This window comes from Streptomyces sp. BF23-19 (genome assembly GCF_041106355.1).
Taxonomy (GTDB): domain Bacteria; phylum Actinomycetota; class Actinomycetes; order Streptomycetales; family Streptomycetaceae; genus Streptomyces; species Streptomyces virginiae_A.
In genome coordinates this window covers 22,602-43,145 of record NZ_JBGBPT010000065.1, presented here as the reverse complement: position 1 = coordinate 43,145, position 20,544 = coordinate 22,602, and the positions used below count along the sequence as shown (strand labels likewise).

The following is a 20,544-nucleotide window of genomic DNA, read 5'->3' as shown; positions in this document are numbered from 1 at the left end:
AGCGCCGCGCGCCCGCGCCCTGGGGCTTGCCGATCAGAGCGTCGAGTGGACCTCCAGGGCGGTGCGTACCGCGGACTCCAGGGCTCCCTCGATCCACGCCGGCTTGATGGAGGTGTGGCAACCGGCGAAGTGCAGGTTCCCTTCGGCCTTGCGGACGTGGGGGAAGAGCTCGGTGTGCTGGCCCGGCAGCAGCACGGAGGCCTCGCCGTAGGCGTACGGGTCGCGCATCCAGGACTGGGTACGCCCGACTCCGGTGTAGAACACCTCGATCCGCTGCCCGAACACCTCCTGCACCCCGGCGAGCGCGCGCGGGTAGCGCTCCTCGTCGTCCAGCGAGTCCCACTTCAGGGCGTCGTCCGACCAGCTGTAGGAGGCGAGCACGACCCCGCCCGCGCTGCCCTCGACGGGGTAGGAGGGCTGGAACATGAAGCGGTTGGGGTTGTCGGTGGCCGAGCCGCCGCCGATGACGTGGGCCGCCTCGGGCTGGTCGCGGGTGACCGCCCGGCAGGCCGCGTAGTGCGCCCGCTGCCCGCCGGAGATGCCGCGATCGGACACGGAGGAGTGCGCGCCGAGCAGCGTGCCGTCCGCCGGGGTCTGCCCGAGCTGGTACTTGCGGTACAGGCCGGGTCGGACGGCCTCCAGCTCGCGCTTCCAGTCGGCCTCGTCGAACTCCCACCAGCGGCGGCTGAATTCCAGGAGCACCTTGGTCGCCGCGTCGTAGTGCAGCTCGGTGATCGCACGCCGCTTGCCGTACGAGAGCGCGGGCGCGACCGGGATGTGGCGCAGGCCGGAGAAGGGCACGGTGATGATCGCGGTGTCGCCGGTGAAGGTCTCGCGCCGTACGGGGCTGCCGCCGCGGCCCTCGGAGACGGTCTCGATGGTGACCCCGTCCTGCCCGTGGGAGATCCGGGTGGCGCGCCGGTCGAGCCGGACGAGGTCGTCGACGCGGGCGTAGAGGGCGTCGGCCAGGGTGGCGGTGCCGCCGGGCAGTTCGAAGAAGGCGGTGTCCGGGCTGATCAGCGAGGCCCCGATGAAGCTGTGCACGAAGGCGAGGTGCAGGCGGGAGGTGAGGTTCTCGACGGTGCCGATCAGGTCGATCGTCCGCTCGTCGAGCTTCGCCTCCTCGGTCAGATAGCGGTACATCGACATGTGGCCGTAGCGCTGGATGACGCGCGCCCAGCCCTCGACGAGCTGCTTGTCCTTCTTGCCCTCGATCTCCTTGCGGACGGGGGCGAAGGCGTTGCGGACGATCTGCGCGGCGGGCACGCCCTCGTAGGCCGCCGGGACCCCGAAGGACTTGTTGAGGGCCTGCGGGCTGCGCGCGTAGTCGGCCCGGCGCACGCGGATGCCGTTGACGTAGATCCACGTACGGTAGGCGGGGCGGCCGGACCCGTCGACATCGACCAGGTGGAAGCGCCGCCGCTTCAGGCCGAGGCTGTCGATCAGGCCGGTGACCAGCGGGTGGCTGTCGGGAATGCGCATCGCGCCGGCCTCGGCGTACTGCTTGGGGTCGGCGAAGGGGGCCGCGGACTTCTCGTGGCCGCCGGTACGGAAGGTCTTGATCCGGCCGCCCACCCGGTTGCCGTTGGCCTCGATGACGGTGACCTGGTGTCCGGCCTCGCGCAGCAGATGGGCGGCGGTGAGCCCGGCGGGACCGGCGCCGACGATCAGTACCTTCTTGCGGGTACGGGACCGGGGCAGGCCGTTCTTCAGCAGGATGTCGGAGTAACGGGGCACCAGGGGCTCGTCGTCCTCGTCGCGTACGAGGACGGCCCGGGCGATCGTGAGGCAGGTCTCCCAGTCGGGGCGCGCGGAACCCGACGGCGCCTGCGGGGTCCCGGCGGACGCGGCGGCGACCGACAGGGCGCCGACTCCCGCGACGGCGGCCGCGCCGGCGATGACGGTACGGCGGGAGGGGCGGCGGGAGGAGGCCGGGTCGGGCTCGCCGGAGGGGCCGGGCGTGGGTTCGGGCGCGGGCACGGGTTCGATGATCATGGATCAACTCTCCCGGCCCGCCGACGCCTTGAGCGCCCAAAGCCACCCAGGCGGGGAACATTCACCCGGACGTGCGGTTCGATCCTCACGGCGCTGACGAACTGGGATACGGGCCGGGCCGGGCCCGGCGGGTCAGGCGATCCGGCGCACCTGCTGGTCGGTGAGTTCGTAGCGGGCTCCGACGACGGCCAGGTCCCCGGCCGCGATCTTGGCGGCGAGTTCCGGTTCCGCGGCGAGCCGCGCCCGCACCAGCCGTACGTTCGCGGTGATCGCCGCGTCGATCCGGTCGGCCCCGCGCAGGGTGCGGTCGATCGCCGGGTGGATCTGATCGACGAGGTACTGCATGTGGCCCGGCAGCGCGGGCCCGCCCTCGTCCGCCCGGACGGCCGCCGCGACCGCCCCGCACGACTGGTGGCCCAGGACGACGATCAGCGGGATGCCGAGTTCGAGGACTCCGTACGCGATGCTGCCGAGCACCGCCTCGTCCAGGACCTCGCCGGCCGACCGGACCGTCAGCAGGTCGCCCAGGCCCTGGTCGAAGACCAGCTCCGGGGGGACGCGGGAGTCGACGCAGCCGAGGACGACGGCGAACGGGTGCTGGCCGCCGACCAGCGTCTGCCGCACGGTCCGCGTCTCGTCGGGGTGCCGCTCGTGCAGGCTGCGCCAGCGCGCGTTCCCCGTCTCCAGTTCCCGGAGCGCGGATGCGGGGGTGGCGGGCCGGACCCTCCCGGGGCCCCCGGCGACGGGGTCCTGCGGAGGGCGGGGGGACCCGGCCACGAGGCCGGCTGCCAGGGCGACCGTGCCGGTCAGGACCACCCGGAGCAGCTGGCGCCGCCCCGGGCCGCCACTCCTGTCCGTAGGGATGCTCATATCAGGACAAACTATGCACATTCGCTCCTGGAGCCTGGGTGCCGCTCTCGGACGGCACCCTTCAGCGAGGTACCAGCAGCCGTGCGAGCACCGCGCCGAGCTGCTCGCGCACCCCTTCGTCGGTGATGATCCCGTCCGCGCCGACCCTGCCCCGGTCCACCGGGACGCTCACGCAGGCCGACTCCACGATGTCCGCGCCGGTGTAGCCCAGTACCGACCGCAACGTGGCCTCCGCGCCCCGGCCCCGGCCGGCGGCGGCCGCGTTGACCCAGGCCACGGGCTTGTCGCAGATCTCGGTACCGCCGACCGTCCAGTCGAGCAGGTTCTTGAACGAGCCCGGCAGGGTGCCCGCGTACTCCGGGCTGCAGATCAGGACCGCCGTCGCCGCGCCGATCGCCGCGCGCAGCTCCGCCACCGGGGCCGGCAGCGGGTCGGTGTCGTCGTCGGGGTTGAAGTGCGGCAGGTCGGCCAGGCCCGCGTAGAGCACGGTGCGCACCCGCGCGGGGGCCACGGCCTGCGCGGTGCGCAGGACGGACTCGTTGGAGGAACCGGTCCGCAGGCTTCCGGACAGCAGGAGGATCAGGGGCGGTGTGGACATCAGGTCAACCTACTTCCGAAGGGAACCGCTCGGTGCCGAGGACCCGGAGCAGGGCGAGGCGGTCGGCCGTGTCCGATCCGGGCGGCGGGGTGAAGAGCACGAGGCGCTGGTCCTCCTCCTGGGCGAGGAGCACCTGGCAGTCGAGGTCGACGGGGCCCACGACCGGGTGGACGACCCGCATCCGGCTGCGGCGGCGGACGGCGACCTCGTGCAGGTCCCACAGGGCGGCGAACTCCTCACCGACCCCCCGCAGGCGGTCCACCAGACGGGCGGCCACCGGGTCGGCGGCGCCCCTGCGGGCGACGGCCGCCCGCAGGTCCGCGACGTGCAACCGGCTGTAGTGGTCGTGCTCTTCGGGCGGATACGCGCCGCGCGCGGCCGGGTCGGCGAACCAGCGCCAGATCACGTTGCGGCCGTGCTCGGAGACCGTGCACACGCCGCCCAGCAGGGACCGTGCCAGGTCGTTCTGGGCCAGGACGTCACCCAGGTCGCCGAGTACCTGGGCGGCGGTGCCGGGCAGTTGGTCCAGCAGGTGCAGCAGGCCCGCACCGACCTGGTCGCCGCCGACCCGCCCGGCGGGCGGACGGTGCCCGGCGAGCAGGTGGAGATGGTCGCGTTCGTCGTCGCTGAGCCGCAGGGCGCGGGCCAGCGAGGAGAGGATCTGCGGTGACGGCTGCGGGCCGCGGGCCTGCTCCATCCGCATGTAGTAGTCGGCCGACATCCCGGCGAGCTGGGCGACCTCCTCGCGCCGCAGCCCGGCCGTCCGCCGCCGCGGCCCCTCGGCCAGTCCCACGTCCGACGGACGCACGCGGTCACGCGAACGGCGGAGGAAATCGGCGAGTTCCCGGCGATCGATCGTCATATGGATCATTCTGCCGGACGGGCTGTGGGGCCCCGCCCGGGTGCCTGGGGGGGATCCCCGGTCCTAGGTTCGAGCGGGCTCTCCCACCCGCGGCACGGCGGCGGCAGTGTGGGCGGAGCCGGAGCGAGAGGCGCCGGCGCCCACCCCACCAGAAGGAGCGACCGCCATGTCCGCCACCACCACCGCCACCGCTGCCACCGCCACCACCCGTACCCGTACCGCGAGCGTGCGGGTCGCCGAGGCCCAGGTCCACTACGACCGCACCGGCTCGGGCCCCGCGCTCGTGCTCGTCCACGGCACCGGATCGGGCGGCTCCGCCGTCAACTGGGGCCAGGTGCTGCCGCGTTTCACCGCCGACCACACCGTCATCACCCCTGACCTCTCCGGCACCGAGCGCACCGTGGACGACGGGGCTCAGCTGACCGTGGAGGGCCTGGCCGCCCAGGTCATCGCCGTCATCGAGGACGCGGACGCCGGCCCGGTGGACCTGCTGGGCTTCTCCATGGGCGCCCCGGTGTCCGCCGCCGTGGCCGCCCTGCGCCCGGACCTCGTACGCCGGTTGATCCTGGTCGCCGGATGGGCCCACACCGACGGTGACGAGTACCTGCGCAACCTCTTCACCCTGTGGCAGCGGATCGGCCGCTCCGACCCGGCCGCCTTCGGCCGCGCCGTCGCCATGACCGGCTTCAGCCGCGGATTCCTCAACGCGATCGGCCGCGAACAGGTGGAGCTGCTGATCCCCAACATGCCGCCCACCCCCGGCACCCTGCGCCACGTCGACCTCGACACCCGCATCGACATCCGCGACCTGCTGCCGCGCATCCAGGCCGAGACGCTCGTGATCGGCTGCGCCCAGGACATCACCGTCCCGGTGGAGAACAGCCGCGCCCTGCACGCGGCGATCGCCGGCAGTCGCTACGCCGAGATCGACGCCGGGCACGTCGCCTTCTTCGAGAAGGAGGACGAATTCGTGCGGCTGGTGAGCGAGTTCGTCCCCGCCACGTGATCCGCCCCCGTTGATCCGACCCGTGACCCGGCCCGCGATCCGGCCCGGCCGGGTGCGCCGATCGGCGCGCCAACGGCCCCGGACCCGCGACGGCTGTCGGGTGACCCCTCGGGCGGCGGCCGTGAGGATGGTCGTCATGGATCCCGAACTCGAAGCCTTCATCCCCCTCCTCCCCCGAACCGACCTGACCGACCCGGTCACCGCGCGCGAGATCCTCGCCGAGCTGGCCTCCTCGCGTCCGGCGCCGGACACCTCGGGCCTGCAGATCGAGGACCTCACGGTCCCCGCCGATCCGGGCGTGCCGGTGCGGATCTACCGCCCGCACCAGGCCCAGGGCGCCGTCATCTGGCTGCGCGGCGGCGGATTCGTCTTCGGCGACCTGGAGACCGAGCACCCGTGGGCCTCCCGGATCGCCGCCGGCTCGGGCGCGGTGGTGATCTCGGTGGACTACCGCCGCTCCCCCGAGCACCCGTTCCCGGCCGCCCTGGACGACGCCTACGCCGTACTGACCTGGGCGCACGAGCACGCGGCCGAACTCGGCGTCGATCCGCACCGGATCGCGGTCGGCGGGCACAGCGCCGGCGCGGGGATCTCGGCCGCGGTGGCCCTGCGGGCGCGCGACCAGCAGGGGCCGCCGATCCGCTTCCAGCTGCTCAACGAGCCGGGGCTCGACGACCGGCAGGAGACCTGGTCGCAGCGGAACTTCACCGACACGCCCTGGCACGACCGCGACAGGATCTCCTTGATGTGGCGGCACTACCTGGGCTCCCGGCAGGCCACCCCGTACGCCGCCCCGGCGCGGGCCACCGATCTGTCGGGCCTGCCGCCCGCCTACATCTCCGCCGCGGAGTTCGACCCGCTGCGCGACGAGAACATCGACTACGCGGTGCGCCTGATGCGGGCGGGCGTACCGGTCGAGCTGCACCAGTGGCCCGGCACGTTCCACGGGTCCCAGGCGATCACGTCGGCCGAGGTGTCGCAGCGGCAGAGCGCCGCACTCGTCGGCGCCCTGCGCCGGGCCCTGGCCGCGTAGGGCGGGCCCGGCCGGGCCGGGCCCGCGGTCAGTGGAGGTCGGAGCGTGCGGCGGAGGTGTCGTCGAGGAAGCCCCCCGACTGGTGCTGCCACAGCTTCGCGTAGGCGCCCTCCGAGGTGAGCAACTCCTGGTGCGTGCCGGCTTCGACGATGCGTCCGCGGTCGAGGACGACGAGTTGGTCCATGTTCGCGACCGTACTCAGCCTGTGCGCCACCACGAGGGCCGTCCGACCCTCCATGAGCCGCCACAGCGCCTCCTGGACGAGGATCTCGCTCTCCGAGTCCAGCGCGCTGGTCGCCTCGTCGAGCAGCAGGATCGGTGCGTCGCGCAGGATCGCCCGGGCGAGCGCGACGCGCTGGCGCTGTCCGCCGGACAGCTTGACGCCGCGCTCCCCCACCATGGTGTCGAAGCCGTCGGGCAGGGCGTCGGTGAACTCGGTGACGTGCGCGGCTTCGGCCGCGCGACGGATCTCGGCCTCGGTGGCGTCCGGTCGGGCGAAGGCGATGTTGTCCCGCAGGGTGCGGTGGAACATCGCCGGGTCCTGCGGGACGTAGGCGATCAGGCTGCGCAGGTCGGCCTGGCGCAGTCGGGTGATGTCCTGGCCGCCGATCAGGATCCGGCCGGACTCGATGTCCGTCATCCGCATCAGCAGCCGGGTGAGTGTGGTCTTGCCGCCGCCGGATCGGCCGACGAGACCGATCTTCGTGCCGCCGGGCACGTTCAGGTCGAGGCTGTCGAAGAGCGGCTTGCCGCCGCCGTGGGCGAAGGTGACCCGCTCGAAGCGGACCTCGGAGGACCCGGGCCGCAGCGGCTCGGGCGATTCCGGGTCGAGCACGGTCGGCGGTGTGAGGAGGAGTTCGGTGAACTGTGCCGCCTCCGTCATCGAGCTCTCCAGCCGGCGGTAGATCTGGTTGAACTCGAACATGATCCGTGTCGCGCTCGCGTAGTAGGTGAAGGCGACGATGACGGCCTCCACGCCGTGCTCTCCCCCGCCGAGCGTGACGGCGAGCAGCAGGCCCAGCGCGTTGGTCAGTACGGACATCGGCGCGACCACCGTGTCGATGCGCAGGTTGCCGTAGTCCCAGGAGCGCAGGGTGAGCCGGCGCGACTCCGCGACGCGGGAGCGGTGTTCGGCCGCCTCGCGTTCCTCGGCGGCGAAGGCCCGGACGGTGTCCATGTTCATCAGGCTGTCGGCGACGTGGCCGGACACCCGGGCGATGGCCTCCTCGCGCTGGGCGACGAGTCCTTGGCGGCGTCGGATCAGTGGTGCCACTCCCAGCGCGGTCACGGCGATCAGGACCAGGAGTCCGGCGACGAGCAGCGGGTCGTACTGCCACAGCACCACGGAGGCGAACACCAGCGGTACGAAGCTGCCCATGACCGAGAAGGTCAGGGTGTCGACGAACTCCTCGAAGCGGGAGGCGAAGCTCAGCACCCGTTTGGTGAGCGAGCCGGCGAAGTTGTCGTGGAAGAACGCGGCGTCCTTGGCGAACAGTTCGTCCATGCCGACGACGTACAGGTGCTCGATGCCGCAGGCGTCGAGGCGGTTGAGACAGTGCAGGCCGAGGCGCCACAGCGTCTCCGCGAGGAGCAGGACCCCGGCGAAGGCGAGGACGTACGGCAGCATCGCGTCGACGGTGCTGCTGCCACCCCCGGCGATGCGGCCGACGAGCTTGGCGACGATGAGGGGCGCGATGTAGTTGATGCCGATGTTGCCCATCGCCGGGAGCAGCATCGCGGGTGCGGTCAGCAGGCGGAGGCGGACCAACTCCCGTCCGTAGTAGCGAAGTGCGAGGAGTACCGGGCCCTTGCCCGGTCGTTTTTCGGGCGGTTCAGGCGTTCCCATGACAACCCTGTGCGTTCGTGTGCGGACGGCTTGCAGGAACCGAAGTGTCCCGTGGCGGCCTCCGCGCGGTCCAAGGCTTTTCCCGAATGGCGGTATCTCGTACCCGTTCGTGCCCGGAAACGGTGGAGGGCCGTTCCGGATCGTTCCGGAACGGCCCCCTGGTCCATGCCCTGGTCCGCGCGCCCTGGCCCTGGCCCAGGTCCTTGCCCAGGTTCTTGCCGTGCGCCGGGCAGGTGTCGATTACGGGACGGGCTGCTGCTGGGTGACGCAGTGGATCCCGCCGCCACCGGTGCCGAGCCGGTCGATGTTGAGCTGCTCGACGGCGCGGCCGGGGTAGAGCCGGGCCAGGGTGGCCTTCGCCGCGGTGTCGGCGCGGGTGTCGCCGAAGTGGGCGGTGATGACGGCGCCGTTGCACAGGTAGTAGTTGGCGTAGGAGGCGAGGAAGTCCGGGTTGGAGGAGCGGATCTTGTCGTAGTCGGGGCCCTGGATCCGGTCGACGGTCATGCGCGTGCCGTCGGCGGTCGTGGAGGCGGAGAGGATCTGGTACTGCTGGCGCGCGTCCTTGGCGTAGACGTCGTCGTCCGACGCCAGGGGCATCTGGACGGCGGCCCGGCCGGGTGCGAGGAAGCGCGAGGTCGCGTCGACGTGGTCGTCGGTGATGTCCTGGCCCTTGACGCCGTCGAACCAGATGACCTTGGTGGCGCCGTAGGCGGCGAGCATGGCGGACTCGATCTGTGCCTGCGACTTGTTGGGGTTGCGGTTCTTGTTGATCAGGCTGCTGCGGGTGGCCATCAGGGTGCCGGCGCCGTCCTGTTCGATCGCGCCGCCCTCGCCGACCAGGGCGGCGGCGGTGAAGGGGACCCCGACGTAGGAGGCGATCCGTCCGGCGACCAGGTTGTCGCGGGAGTGGGTCTGCTTCTTGCCCCAGCCGTTGAAGTTGAGGCCGACGGCGTCCAGACCGCCGGATCCGTCGGTGCGGAAGACGGGTCCCGTGTCGCGCATCCAGCAGTCGTCGACGGGGATGGTGCTGATGACGGTGACGGTGGAGCCGCACATCGAGCGGGCCTTGGCCGCGCTGCCGGAGTTGGCGCAGATGTAGACCGGCTCGTACTTGGCGATGGTGCGTGCGATGAGCGCGATGTCCTGCTGGACGCCGCCGAGCGTGTTGCCCCAGATGGAGGTGGAGTCCGGCCAGGCCATCCAGGTACGGGTGTGCCGGACGTCCTCGATCGGCACGCGGAAGGCGCCCGCCGCCGTCGGCCGGGGTGCGGACGCGGCCCCGGCCCGCCCTTCGGTCGCCGCGAGCGCGGCCGCGGCGGCGGTGAGTCCCGCCGCCGCCAGGAACCTGCGTCTGCCCATGCCCATGCCCATGCCCATGCCCTCGCCCGCGGGCCGGTTCACTGCGTGATCGTTCATGTGGGGGTTCCTCCGATGGCTCAACTCCCCGCGGGGACAGCGGGGTTGACCGGAAAGCTAAAACTGGCCAAGCGCTCGGTCAATACTTTGGACGAGGTCATTCCGGTGGATCGTGGAAAGCCCCAGGTCGCGGACCGAAGGCCGGCTAGAGTGACGCCATGGCAGCTGTCGCGAAGGACTCCGGGGGCCGGCCGGCCGCTCCCCCCGCAAGGGCCGGCCGGCCACGGGCCTCGGCGAAGGGCGAACAGACCCGGGCACGACTGATCGCCGCCGCACGGACCCTGCTCGCGGGCGAGACGAGCGAGGGCTTCACCACCCGCAACGTCGCGGCGCTGTCAGGCGTTTCGCACGGAATGTGCCACTACCATTTCCAGGACCGGACGGATCTCGTCCTCGCTGTCATCGAGGACATCCGCCCGGAATGGATCACCCCGCTGGAGACGGCGGTGTCCGCACCCGGGCAGTTCGCCGAGCGCGCCGAACGGGTCGTGCAACTGCTCGGCCGGCCCGAGGGCCCCGAGCTCTCCCACCTCCATTCCGCCCTGCACTGGCAGGCGTTGAACGACGCCCGCGTCCGGGAGAGCCTGGAAACCGAGTACCGGCGCTGGCGCGCCTGCTTCGTCGCCCTCTTCCAGGTCCTGGCCGACGAGCGCGGCGCGGGCCTCGATCCACGTCCCCTGGGACTGGCCGTGGCCGCCGCCGTCGACGGCCTGGCGGCCATGGACTCCCTCGGAGCCGACGGCGGTACGGAGCCGATCCTGCGGACCCTGATCCGTACCCTCGCGGCGGGAGCCGGATCCGGGCCGTGACCGGTCGCCGCTACAAGGCCCGGCGGGCCGCGGCGATCGCCTCCGGGTCCCACCCCGGGCGGGGCACCGACTCCAGCAGCAGTCGCGTGTACGGATGCCGGGGCGCGGCCAACACCTCGGCCGTGGCGCCCGCCTCGACGATCCGGCCGTGCCGCATGACGACGACCTCGTCGGTCACGCACCGTACGACGCCCAGGTCGTGGGTGATGAAGAGGTACCCGATACCGGTCTGCTCCCTGATGTCCGCGAGCAGGTTGAGGATCTGGGCCTGTACGGAGACGTCGAGCGCGGCGACCGCCTCGTCCAGGACGAGCACGGACGGCTCGACGGCCAGCGCTCGGGCGATGGCGACGCGCTGACGCTGGCCGCCGGACAGTTGCCGCGGCAGGGCGTCCGCGGCCCGGGTGCCCAGACCCACCTGGTCGAGCAACTCCCTCGTCCGCCGGGCGTGGTCGCGGCCCGGGAAGTGCAGGCGCAGGGTCTCGCGCAGGGCCGCCTCGACGCCGGTGCGCGGATCGAGGGAGAGGTACGGGTCCTGGAAGACCATCTGGACCTCACGGGCGCGGGCCAGGCGCCGCGCCCGGCCGCGGCCTTCGCCCCGCGCGGTCCGGTTCCGGCCGCCGACCAGGACCTCGCCCTCGTCGGCACGCTCCAGGCCGACGATGATCCGCGCGGTGGTGGTCTTGCCGGAGCCGGACTCCCCCACGATCCCCAGCGATCCGCCTTCGGGGAGGACGAAGGACACGTCGTCCACGGCGCGCACGGCTCCGTAGGAGCGGCGCAGGCCTGTGACCTCCAGGACGTTGCCGGGACGTCCCGGTCCGTTATCGGGCATCGACGGTGCTCCCTTCGAGCCGGTCGCTGTGATGGCAGGCGGCCACGTGGCCCGGCCGGCCCGGGGCGGCCACCGGCAGCGGAACCTGCTGGTCGCAGACCTCCGTGGCGAGCGGGCAGCGCGCGGCGAAGGCGCAGCCGTGCAGGGCCTGGCGCAGGTCCGGCGGCTGCCCCTCGATGGCGGCGAGCCGGCCGCGCGGGCCGTCCATCCGCGGGGTGGAGGCCAGCAGGGCGGCCGTGTACGGGTGTCGGGGGCTCGCGAAGAGGGCCTCGGCGGGCCCGCTCTCGGCGATCCGGCCCGCGTACATGACGTAGACGCGGTCACTGATGGCCGCCGCCAGGTCGAGGTCGTGCGTGACGAACAGCAGACCGGTGCCGAAGCGGGCGCGGAGCCCGGCCAGCAGGGCGATGACCTCGGCCTGGGAGGTGACGTCCAGCGCGGTGGTGGGCTCGTCGGCCAGCAGGAGCACGGGGTCCCCCATGAGGGCCGCCGCGATCACCACGCGCTGGAGCATGCCGCCGGAGACCTGGCCCGGGTACTTGCGCAGCACCGCCGGGTCCAGGCCGACCGCCCGCAGGAGCTCGGTGGCGCGCGCGGTCGCCTCGGCCCGGGTCATGGCCCGGGTCAAGGTGGCGCTCTCGGTGAGGAAGTCCCCGATGCGGCGCAGTGGGTTGACGGCGGCGCGCGGGTCCTGGAAGACCATGGCCACGGCGGAGGCGCGTACGGTGCGCAGCCGGTCGGCGTCCATGGTGAGGACGTCCTCGCCGGCCACCCGTACGGCTCCTTCGACGACGGCTCCGGGCGGCAGCAGGTTGAGGGCGCTGCGCGAGGTGAGGCTCTTGCCGGAGCCGGACTCGCCGACGAGGGCGACGGTCTCACCTTCGGAGACGGTGAGGTCGACGCCGTCGAGGACGGGCCGGGCGGTGCCGGGCAGGGTGATCCGCAGCCCTTGGACGTCAAGGGTGTGCGCCGGTTTCGTGGCGTGCGTAGTGGGGTGCGGCGGTCTCATCGGGCCCTCCTGGCTATGCGGTCGGCCCAGCGTTCGCCGACCACGTTGAAGGCGACCACGGTCAGCACGATGAAGGCACAGGGCAGGATCGCGGACAGCGGGTAGCCGTGCTGGATGGCGGTCTGGCCGTCGAAGACCATGCGGCCCCAGTCGGGGGTGAGGGCGGGTACGCCGAGCCCGAGGAAGGACAGTCCGGCCAGGTCCATCAGGGCGTAGCCGAAGTTGATGGTGGACTGGGCGAGGACGACGGGGGCGATGTTGGGCAGGATGTGGCGCAGGCAGATCTGGAGCGCCGAGTGGCCCTGGACCTGGTAGGCGCTGACGTACGGGCGGGCCCGTTCGGCCAGGACCAGGGAGCGGGTCAGGCGGCTGACGTAGGGCAGGTAGGCCACGGCGAGCGCGATGACCGGGGCGAGCAGCCCCTCCCCGTGGACCGAGATGATCAGGATGGCCAGCAGCATGCCGGGGAAGGCGAAGACGAGCTCGGTGCTGCGGGAGAGCACGGAGTCGATCCAGCCGCCCCGCCAGGCCGCGGCCGTGCCGATGGCGATACCGGCGACGGTGGAGAAGGCGACGACGCCGAGCGGTCCGAGCAGCGAGGTACGGGCGCCGAGCAGCAGCCGGGAGAGGGTGTCACGGCCGGCCGCGTCCACGCCGAGCGGGTGCGCGGCGTCGGGTGCGGCGAGCGCGTTGCCGAGGTCGACCGCGTTGGGGTCGTGGGGTACGAGCCAGGGTGCGAGCAGGGCGGCCGGCACGACGACGGCGATGAGCACCAGGCAGACCAGGTGGAGCGGGGAGCCGGCGGCACGGATCCGGGAGAGGCCGGGCCGGCGGGTCAGGACGGCGGTCATACGGCGGCGCTCCTCGTTCCGAGGGTGACCCTGGGGTCGACCAGGGGCAGCAGGAGGTCCACGATCAGGTTCACGATCATGAAGAGGGCGACGATGATCAGGGAGATCGCCTGGACGGTCGGGAAGTCCTTGGTGGTGGTGGACAGTTCGAGGAGCTGGCCGATGCCGCCGATGCTGAAGGCCGTCTCGACCAGGATGGTGCACACCAGCAGCGTGGAGACGATGAGCCCGCCGGTGGTCAGGACGGTGCCGAGCGAGTTGCGGAAGACGTGGCGCTTGATGACCTGGCGTTCGGGGACGCCCCGGCTGCGGGCGACGGTGACGTGGTCGCTGTCGAGGGCTTCGAGCATGGCGGAGCGGGTGACCCGGGCGAGCATGCCGATCAGGTAGAGCGCGAGGGCGATGGACGGGAGCGTGAGGTGCCAGAGCATGTCTCCGAGGCCGCCGTCCCCCGCGCCGCTGCTGGGGAACCAGCCGAGGTTGACGGCGAAGAGGCCTTGGAGCAGGACCGCCGCGACGAAGGACGGGGTGCCGACGGCGAAGGTCGTGGTGACGAGGATGGCGGAGTCGGTGGCCCCGCCGCGGACGGCGGCGATCCGGCCGAGGAGGAGGCCGACGGCGACGACCACGGCGAGCGACATCACGATGAGCAGCAGGGTGGTGGGCAGCCGGTCCGCCAGCAGCCGCGAGACGTCGGTGCGGTAGGTGATCGACCGGCCGAAGTCGCCCTGCAGGATGTCGCCCAGCCACCGGACGTACCGCATGAGGAAGGGGTCGTCCAGGTGGTACTGGGCGTTGATCGAGGCGAGGGCCTCCGGGGAGGCGGAGCGGCCGGCGAGCAGGAAGCTCGCCGGGTTGCCCGGTGCCAGGTACATGGCTCCGAAGACCACGAACGAGGCGGTCAGGAGGGTGGCGGCCATCTCCGCCACCCTCCGCAGCGCGAATCTGACGAAACTCACTGCGCGGCCCCCACGTCGGCGGCCCACGGGTAGTACATGTACGAGATGGTGGTGGGGGCGCCGGTGATGCGGTTGTTCATGAACAGCGCGGTGGGCCACTCGGCGACGGGGATCCACAGGAGCTGTTCCGAGGCGTGGTGCTGCAGCTTCGCCTCGATGTCCATCCGCTGCTCGATCGGGTAGACGGCGCTCGCCTGGTCGACGAGTTTGTCGTACTCGGGGTCGCTGTAGCCGGCGAAGTTCATGTACGCGCCGGTCTTGAAGTTCTGCAGCAGGTCGAGCGGGTCGGTGATCGAGTCGTAGTAGGTGAGCGGGAACATGTCGATGCCCTCGCGCGCCTGGGGGTCGGTGAACAGCGCGGTGAAGGCGTTCGGGGCGATCGTCTTCAGCTGGATGTCCAGGCCGATCCGGGTGCCAGCCGCCTGGACGGCGGTGGCGAGGAGGGAGACGTCCTGGCCTATGGAACTGGTGGCCACGGTGAGCGTCTTGCCGGTGGCGCCGGCCTCCTTGACCAGGGCCTTGGCCTGCTCGATGTCCTGGCCGGTGGGCGGCAGGCTGTCGAAGGCGGTCTTCAGGGTGCGCTCGGGGGCGGCGGCCCAGGCGGCGCGGGTGGTGAGGGAGTTGGTGACGGTGCCCGCCCCGCCGAGGCCGGCCTTGACGAAGCCGGAGCGGTCCAGCGCCAGGGACAGCGCGCGGCGGACGCGGATGTCACCGAGCGGGCCCTGCATGTCGGTGACATTGACGTTGACCGTGCTCAGGCCCTCGCCGAAGTAGAGGGTGCCGGTGCCGCTGTTCTTCAGGCGGGCGTAGCTCTCGGTGGGGATCAGGTATCCGCCGTCGGCCTCGCCGCTGAGCATGGCGTTCGTCCGGGCGGAGGGGTCGGTCAGGACGCGGAAGACGGCCTTCTTCGACTTGGCCTTGGTGCCCCAGTAGCCGTCGAAGCGTTCCAGCTCGATCGACTGGCCCTTGTTCCACGTGCCGAGCTCGAAGGGGCCGGTGCAGCCGAGGCCGCCCGTGGTGCCGTAGTCCTTGCCGGCCGCCTCGACGGTGGCCTTGGAGGCGACCACTCCGGCGGCGGTGGCCATGTACTGGGGGAACTGCGAGTCGGGCTTGGCGAGTTTGACGGTGACCTGCAGCGGGCCGCTCTTGGTGATCGAGGCGACGTTCTGGAACACCTGGGCCCAGGCGGCCGCGTTGTCGGGGTCCGTCTGGCGGCCGAGGCTGAAGACCACGTCGTCGGCGGTCATCTCCTTGCCGTCGTGGAAGCGCACCCCGGGGCGCAGGTCGTAGACCCAGGTGGTGGGGTCCGGGTTGGACGCCTTCTGGGCGAGACCGGGCTCGGTGGTGAGGCCCGGGGTCCAGCGCATCAGGCTCTCGCACACGTTGGACAGGACGGTGTTCTGCGGGTAGTCGAAGGCCACCGTGTAGTCGAGGGTGGGAGGTTCGGCGTAGACGGCCCAGGTGAAGGAGTCGATCTCGCCGTGGGCCTCGGGCGTGGAGGCCGACAGCCTGACGTCGGTGACACCGCCGGCCTTCTCCTTCGGCGGTCCGGAGCAGGCCGCGAGCAGGGAGACGGCGGTCAGGGCGGCGGTCGCGGCCACGGCAACGGGGCTGAGCCGGCCGCGCCGGCGGCGGAGGCGTCTGCCGGGGCGGGGCGGGGTGGTGGTCATCGTCGCGCTCTCTATTCCGTGAGGGATGCGGGGGGAGGAGCGGGCGAACCGCCGGAGCGGTCCGCCGGGAGCGGCCGGTTTCCCGGGTCAGACGGTGGTCCGCACCGCGGGGATCTGCTGGGTGATGCAGTGGACGCCGCCGCCGCCGAAGGCGATGGCGAGCGCCCGGACCCCGACGACCTTGCGGCCCGGGTAGGCCGTGGCGATCACGGCGAGGGCTTCCTCGTCCTGGGGCACGCCGGCCACCGGGACGACGACGCCGCCGTTGGCGACGTAGTAGTTGAGGTACGACACCTCGATCTCGCCGTCGGCCAGTTCGGCGAAGGCGGTCTGCGGTACCTCGATGATCTCCAGGCGGCGGCCGCGAGCGTCGGTGCTCGCCTCCAGCACGGCGCGGTTGGCGCGCATCCGGGCGTGGTCGGGGTGGTCCGGGTCGGCGGGCAGGGAGATCACGACCGTGCCGGGGGCGGCGAAGGCGCAGACCCCGTCGACGTGGCCGTCGGTCTCGGTGTCGAGCAGGCCGCCGTACGGGAGCCAGATGACCTTGGTGACGCCGAGCCGGGTCTTGAGCTCGGCCTCGATCTGGTCGCGGTTCATGCCGGGGTTGCGGTTGGGGTGCAAGAGGCACTGCTCGGTGGTGATCAGCGTGCCCTCGCCGTCGACGGTGACGGCCCCGCCTTCGAGGATCATCCCGGAGGGGATCCGGTCGACCCCGAGGTGCTCCAGCAGCAGGCCGCTGATCCGGTCGTCCGAGTCGAACGGATGGTGCTTGCGGCCCCAGGCGTTGAAGCGGAAGTCCACCCCGGCGCGGTTGCCGTCGCCGTCGAGGACGAAGAGCGGGGCGGAGTCGCGGAACCAGGAGTCGTCGAGCGGTAGCTCGATGACGGTGACGCCGTCGCCGCACAGCGCGAGGGCGTCCGCGCCGAAGCCGGGCGGGGCGACCATCGTGACGGGCTCGAACGCGGCGATGGCGCGGGCGACGTTCGCGTACTCCTCCTTCACCTCGGTGAGCACGCTGCCCCACAGGTCCTCGCGGGTGGGCCAGGCCATCAGACAGCCGTCGTGCTGGGACCACTCGGCGGGCATACGGAAATCGGTCATCACATGTCTCATTTCTTGCGTGGGGTGGAGTCTTCCATTCGACTGAAAATTCAGTCAAGAGTGAAGAGGTGCGGCAAGGGAGGGGGCACGGAAGGACTGGAGGAAGCGACGAGAGGAGGCGACTAGAGGAAGTAGAGGCGGTTCAGGGAGACCTGCTGGGCCGGCTCGGAGCGCAGGGGTTCGCCGTCGAGCGTCACGAGCCCGGTCCGGGCGTTCACCTCGACGTCGCCGAGGCGGGCGTTGGCGACCAGGTCCTTCGGCCCGATGCCGCGCGTGCCGCGTACGGCGACCCGGCGGCGCCTGGTGATCAGGCCCCCGGAGGAGCCCGACTCGGCGGCGGCGCGGCTGACGAAGGCGACCGAGAGGTCGGCCGGCGCCGCGCCGTGCGCGCCGAACAGGGGGCCGAGGACGAGTGGTTCGCAGGTGTCGGTGGCGGCGTTGGGGTCGCCGGTGACTCCGTAGGCCGGGAAGCCGGACTTCAGCACGAGTTGGGGCTTTGCGCCGAAGAACGGGGGGCGCCACAGGACGATGTCGGCGAGTTTGCCGACTTCGATGGAGCCGATCTCGTGGGCGAGTCCGTGGGCGATGGCGGGGTTGATGGTGAGCTTGGCGATGTAGCGCAGGACGCGGGCGTTGTCGTCGCCCTCGCCGTCGCCTTCGAGCGGGCCGAGTTCGCCCTTCATCTTGGCGGCCATGGCGAAGGTGCGGCGGATCGTCTCGCCCGCGCGGCCCATGCCCTGGGCGTCGGAGGAGGTGATGCCGATCGCCCCGAGGTCGTGCAGTACGTCCTCGGCGCCCATCGTGCCGGCGCGGATCCGGTCGCGGGCCATGGCGGCGTCGCCGGGGAGGTCGGGCTTGAGGTCATGGACCGAGACGATCATGCCGTAGTGCTCGGCGACCGCGTCCCGGCCGAAGGGCAGGGTCGGGTTGGTGGAGGAGCCGATGACGTTCGGCACGCCGGCCATCTTGAGCACGTTGGGGACGTGGCCGCCGCCGCAGCCCTCGATGTGGAAGGCGTGGATGGTCCGGCCGTCCAGGACGCGCAGGGTGTCCTCCACCGAGAGGCACTCGTTGAGGCCGTCGCTGTGCAGGGCGACCTGTACGTCGTGTTCCTCGGCCACGCGCAGGGCGGTGTCCAGGGCCCGGGTATGGGCCCCGAGGTCCTCGTGCACCTTGAATCCGCAGGCGCCGCCCTCCACCAAGGCCTCCACGAGGGGAGCCTCGTCCGAGGAGGAACCGCGTGCGAGGAAGCCGATGTTCACCGGCCAGGCGTCGAAGGCACTGAACCCATGTCTGAGGGCCCAGGGCGAATTGACGCCGACGCCCCAACTCGGCCCGATCTCCTGGCCGATGATCGTGGTCACGCCACTCGCGAGCGAGGCCTCCATGATGCGCGGGGAGAGCAGGTGGACGTGGGTGTCCACGGCTCCGGCGGTGGCGATCAGGCCCTCGCCGGACACGATCGTCGTGCCGGTGCCGACGACCACGTCGACCCCGTCGAGGGTGTCGGGGTTACCGGCCCGACCGATCGCATGGATCCGACCCTCACGGATACCGATCGACACCTTGCGGATCCCGAGGACGGCGTCGACGACCAGCACATTGCTGATCACCACATCACACGTCTCACGGACCGCCGCCGCCTTCAGGTGCAGACCGTCACGGGCCGTCTTGCCGAAACCGGCCAGGAACTCGTCGCCCGGCCTCTGGGCGTCGTACTCGACCCGGACCGTGAGCCCGGAGTCACCCAGCCGGACCCGGTCCCCGGCCCGCGGGCCGAAGACGGACGCGTACTCGTGCGGGTCGATGTGCCGACCACCCGGCGCACAGTGGTCGCTGTGCGGGGTCTTCTTGCTCACGACCGATCTCCGTCCTCGTGTCCGGCGGTCACGCCGAGGTAGCCGCAGGCCGCCGCGCGGCGCAGGGCCTCGTCCTTGGCTCCGGGCACGTCCAGGGGCCCGTCCACCAGCCCCGCGAAACCGATCGCGATCCGGTCACCACCGATGGGGACCAGGCCGACCTCGCCCTCGCCGTGGGGATCGAACCGCACGGACGAGCCCGCGGGCACGCACAGCCGCATCCCGTAGGCGGCGGCCCGGTCGAAGTCGAGCCGCGGGTTCGCCTCGAAGAAGTGGAAGTGCGAGGTCACACTCACCGGAACCGCGGCGGTGTTGCGCACGGTGAGGATCGCTACCGGGTCCGGCGCGGCAACCGTGTCCGAGGCGGGCAGGACCGCACCCGGGGCGGAGTCGTCGCGCTCCTGGGCGCCGAAGGGCTCGCTGATCGCGGCCAGGCGGCTGCCGTCCTCGAAGACGGCCTCGACCTGGATCTCGGTGACGATGTCGACGACCCCCGGGAGCACGTCGTCCGGACCGAGGACGCTACGGCCCCGCTCCAGGGCGTCGGCCAGGCGCAACCCGTCGCGGGCCGCCTCGCACACCGTGTCCGCGATCAGGGCGGTCGCCTCGGGGACGTTGAGCCGCAGGCCGCGGGCGTGCCGGGCGCGGGCCAGCTCGGCGGCGGTGAAGAGCAGCAGCCGGTCACGTTCGGTGGGGGTCAGGGGCATGACGTCCCCCGGCTGTCCCGCCCGGCGCGGGGGGCGGTCGAAACCATCATGATCATTCCTTCCTCCGGAAGGCGGGCGAGGGAGCGGCCGGGGGCCGGGGCGTCGCCGTCCGGATGTGTGGTGCGCGAGGGCCGGTGGCGCGCCGGGGGACACCTCAAGGGGTGCGTCGAGGAGTACGGGCCGGGCGCGGCCCGTGAGGTGGCACGGGCCGGCCGGCGGCCCGAAGGCGCGGGAGGTACGGTCCGCCCTGCCCGGAATCCTCACTCTGACATTGACTGAAAATTCAGTCAAGAGTCTGAACAGACCTGGGTTCGCAAGGAAACACGGGAGTCCGGAGGACGGCGCGCGAGAGACGTGCAGGAGTCGAGCGGAGGGCGGAGGGATGCGCGCGCGGGGCCGGCGGGAAGCGCGCAGGAGGCCGGGGCGCGGAGCGGCCCCGGCCGGTGTACGTCAGCCCCGCCCGAGCCCGGCCAGCTCGGCGTCGATGGCGCCCCGCATCAGCTCGCGGGCGTGGTCGATCTTGATGCCGCCGCTCAGCCAGCGCATGCTCAGCCCCTCCAGCAGGGCGGTGAGCCGCTCGGCGGCCGCGGCGAGGGCTGAGGCCGGCACCATCGGCTGGACCTGACCCAGCAGGGCTGCCACCTCCTGGACCCACACCAAGGTCGCCCGCGCCAGGTCCTCGCGCAGGACCTCGTCGAAGACGGCGCTCGCCCGCAGTTCGCCCCAGGCCGAGCTGTTCTCCCGTACCTCCACGGTGTCCTGGAGCTCCAGCAGGAGGGTCTCCTCCAGCTCCTCGCGCGGGGTGAGCGGCGGCTCGTCCGGGTCGCGGTCGGTGGTGTAGCGCTCGGCGCGGTCGTTGATGAACTCGAGCGTCTGGCGCAGGACGCCCGTGCGGTCCTTGAAGTGGTAGTAGATCAGGGCGGTGGAGACGCCGGCCTCGGCCGCGAGTTCCTCCACGCGCAGCCCGCGTACACCGCGCCGGGCGATCACCCGGGCGGCGGCTTCGAGGATCTGAGTACTACGAGACGACATGCTCCGCACCCTACCGGGATGATCGGGTGCGTACGTACGCGGCCCGTCACCAGGAGTGCCGGACGGCGCGCGGGCCGCCCCGGCGG

Annotated in this window: 18 protein-coding genes; 3 read left to right on the top strand and 15 right to left on the bottom strand. The window is 72.1% G+C overall.

All coding sequences use genetic code 11. The annotated features are described in order from the left end of the window. Positions 1-33: 33 nt before the first annotated feature. The 4 genes from AB8A24_RS30365 to AB8A24_RS30350 form a co-directional block, all read right to left on the bottom strand. On the bottom strand, positions 34-1,995 hold the full coding sequence (locus tag AB8A24_RS30365) for a flavin monoamine oxidase family protein (protein ID WP_369478098.1): 1,962 nt from the start codon (positions 1,993-1,995) through the stop codon (positions 34-36). Positions 1,996-2,127: 132 nt separating this feature from the next. Beyond that, entirely contained in the window at positions 2,128-2,865 is a 738-nt protein-coding gene (locus AB8A24_RS30360; RefSeq protein ID WP_369478097.1) for a carbonic anhydrase, read from the bottom strand. Between the two features lie 61 nt (positions 2,866-2,926). Continuing rightward, positions 2,927-3,463 (bottom strand): NADPH-dependent FMN reductase, encoded by a 537-nt coding sequence (locus tag AB8A24_RS30355; protein ID WP_328960746.1) that lies wholly within the window; start codon positions 3,461-3,463, stop codon positions 2,927-2,929. A gap of 4 nt (positions 3,464-3,467) precedes the next feature. Beyond that, positions 3,468-4,325: a helix-turn-helix transcriptional regulator gene (locus AB8A24_RS30350; RefSeq protein WP_328960747.1), complete on the bottom strand. Its 858-nt coding sequence runs from the start codon at positions 4,323-4,325 to the stop codon at positions 3,468-3,470. Between the two features lie 166 nt (positions 4,326-4,491). Here AB8A24_RS30350 and AB8A24_RS30345 point away from each other — a divergent pair, with 166 nt between their 5' ends. Continuing rightward, the gene (locus tag AB8A24_RS30345; RefSeq protein ID WP_369478096.1) at positions 4,492-5,331 is read left to right on the top strand and encodes an alpha/beta fold hydrolase; all 840 of its coding nucleotides are present in this window, start codon (positions 4,492-4,494) and stop codon (positions 5,329-5,331) included. 136 nt (positions 5,332-5,467) lie between these two features. After that, complete coding sequence (locus AB8A24_RS30340) at positions 5,468-6,364, top strand: alpha/beta hydrolase (RefSeq protein WP_369478095.1); 897 nt, start codon at positions 5,468-5,470, stop codon at positions 6,362-6,364. Between the two features lie 28 nt (positions 6,365-6,392). On the opposite strand, the gene AB8A24_RS30335 is transcribed toward AB8A24_RS30340, so the two are convergent. Next, on the bottom strand, positions 6,393-8,210 hold the full coding sequence (locus AB8A24_RS30335; protein WP_369478094.1) for an ABC transporter ATP-binding protein: 1,818 nt from the start codon (positions 8,208-8,210) through the stop codon (positions 6,393-6,395). 240 nt (positions 8,211-8,450) lie between these two features. Then, positions 8,451-9,626 (bottom strand): agmatine/peptidylarginine deiminase, encoded by a 1,176-nt coding sequence (locus AB8A24_RS30330; protein ID WP_369478093.1) that lies wholly within the window; start codon positions 9,624-9,626, stop codon positions 8,451-8,453. Positions 9,627-9,784: 158 nt separating this feature from the next. On the opposite strand from AB8A24_RS30330, the gene AB8A24_RS30325 reads away from it, so the two are divergent. Continuing rightward, a complete protein-coding gene (locus tag AB8A24_RS30325) occupies positions 9,785-10,435 on the top strand; it encodes a TetR/AcrR family transcriptional regulator (RefSeq protein WP_328960752.1) in 651 nt (216 codons plus the stop codon). 10 nt (positions 10,436-10,445) lie between these two features. Here AB8A24_RS30325 and AB8A24_RS30320 read toward each other — a convergent pair whose 3' ends face one another. The 9 genes from AB8A24_RS30320 to AB8A24_RS30280 all read right to left on the bottom strand — a co-directional run bounded on the left by AB8A24_RS30320 (position 10,446) and on the right by AB8A24_RS30280 (position 20,458). Further along, positions 10,446-11,270, bottom strand: a complete 825-nt coding sequence (locus AB8A24_RS30320; protein WP_328960753.1) for an ATP-binding cassette domain-containing protein — start codon at positions 11,268-11,270, stop codon at positions 10,446-10,448. Further along, positions 11,260-12,279: an ABC transporter ATP-binding protein gene (locus tag AB8A24_RS30315; RefSeq protein ID WP_369478092.1), complete on the bottom strand. Its 1,020-nt coding sequence runs from the start codon at positions 12,277-12,279 to the stop codon at positions 11,260-11,262. The genes AB8A24_RS30320 and AB8A24_RS30315 overlap by 11 nt, the downstream gene beginning before the upstream one ends. Next, entirely contained in the window at positions 12,276-13,130 is an 855-nt protein-coding gene (locus AB8A24_RS30310; RefSeq protein ID WP_328960755.1) for an ABC transporter permease, read from the bottom strand. Before AB8A24_RS30310 ends, AB8A24_RS30315 begins: the two co-directional genes overlap by 4 nt. Next, the gene (locus AB8A24_RS30305) at positions 13,127-14,089 is read right to left on the bottom strand and encodes an ABC transporter permease (protein WP_328960756.1); all 963 of its coding nucleotides are present in this window, start codon (positions 14,087-14,089) and stop codon (positions 13,127-13,129) included. Before AB8A24_RS30305 ends, AB8A24_RS30310 begins: the two co-directional genes overlap by 4 nt. Continuing rightward, positions 14,086-15,759, bottom strand: a complete 1,674-nt coding sequence (locus AB8A24_RS30300; RefSeq protein ID WP_369478091.1) for an ABC transporter substrate-binding protein — start codon at positions 15,757-15,759, stop codon at positions 14,086-14,088. Before AB8A24_RS30300 ends, AB8A24_RS30305 begins: the two co-directional genes overlap by 4 nt. Before the next feature lie 87 nt (positions 15,760-15,846). Next, a complete protein-coding gene (locus tag AB8A24_RS30295) occupies positions 15,847-16,860 on the bottom strand; it encodes an agmatine/peptidylarginine deiminase (RefSeq protein ID WP_369478090.1) in 1,014 nt (337 codons plus the stop codon). A gap of 122 nt (positions 16,861-16,982) precedes the next feature. Next, positions 16,983-18,719, bottom strand: a complete 1,737-nt coding sequence (locus tag AB8A24_RS30290) for an urease subunit alpha (protein ID WP_369478089.1) — start codon at positions 18,717-18,719, stop codon at positions 16,983-16,985. Further along, on the bottom strand, positions 18,716-19,426 hold the full coding sequence (gene ureA, locus AB8A24_RS30285) for an urease subunit gamma (protein ID WP_369478088.1): 711 nt from the start codon (positions 19,424-19,426) through the stop codon (positions 18,716-18,718). Before ureA ends, AB8A24_RS30290 begins: the two co-directional genes overlap by 4 nt. A 450-nt stretch (positions 19,427-19,876) precedes the next feature. Then, complete coding sequence (locus AB8A24_RS30280) at positions 19,877-20,458, bottom strand: TetR/AcrR family transcriptional regulator (protein ID WP_202505360.1); 582 nt, start codon at positions 20,456-20,458, stop codon at positions 19,877-19,879. Positions 20,459-20,544 lie beyond the last annotated feature (86 nt).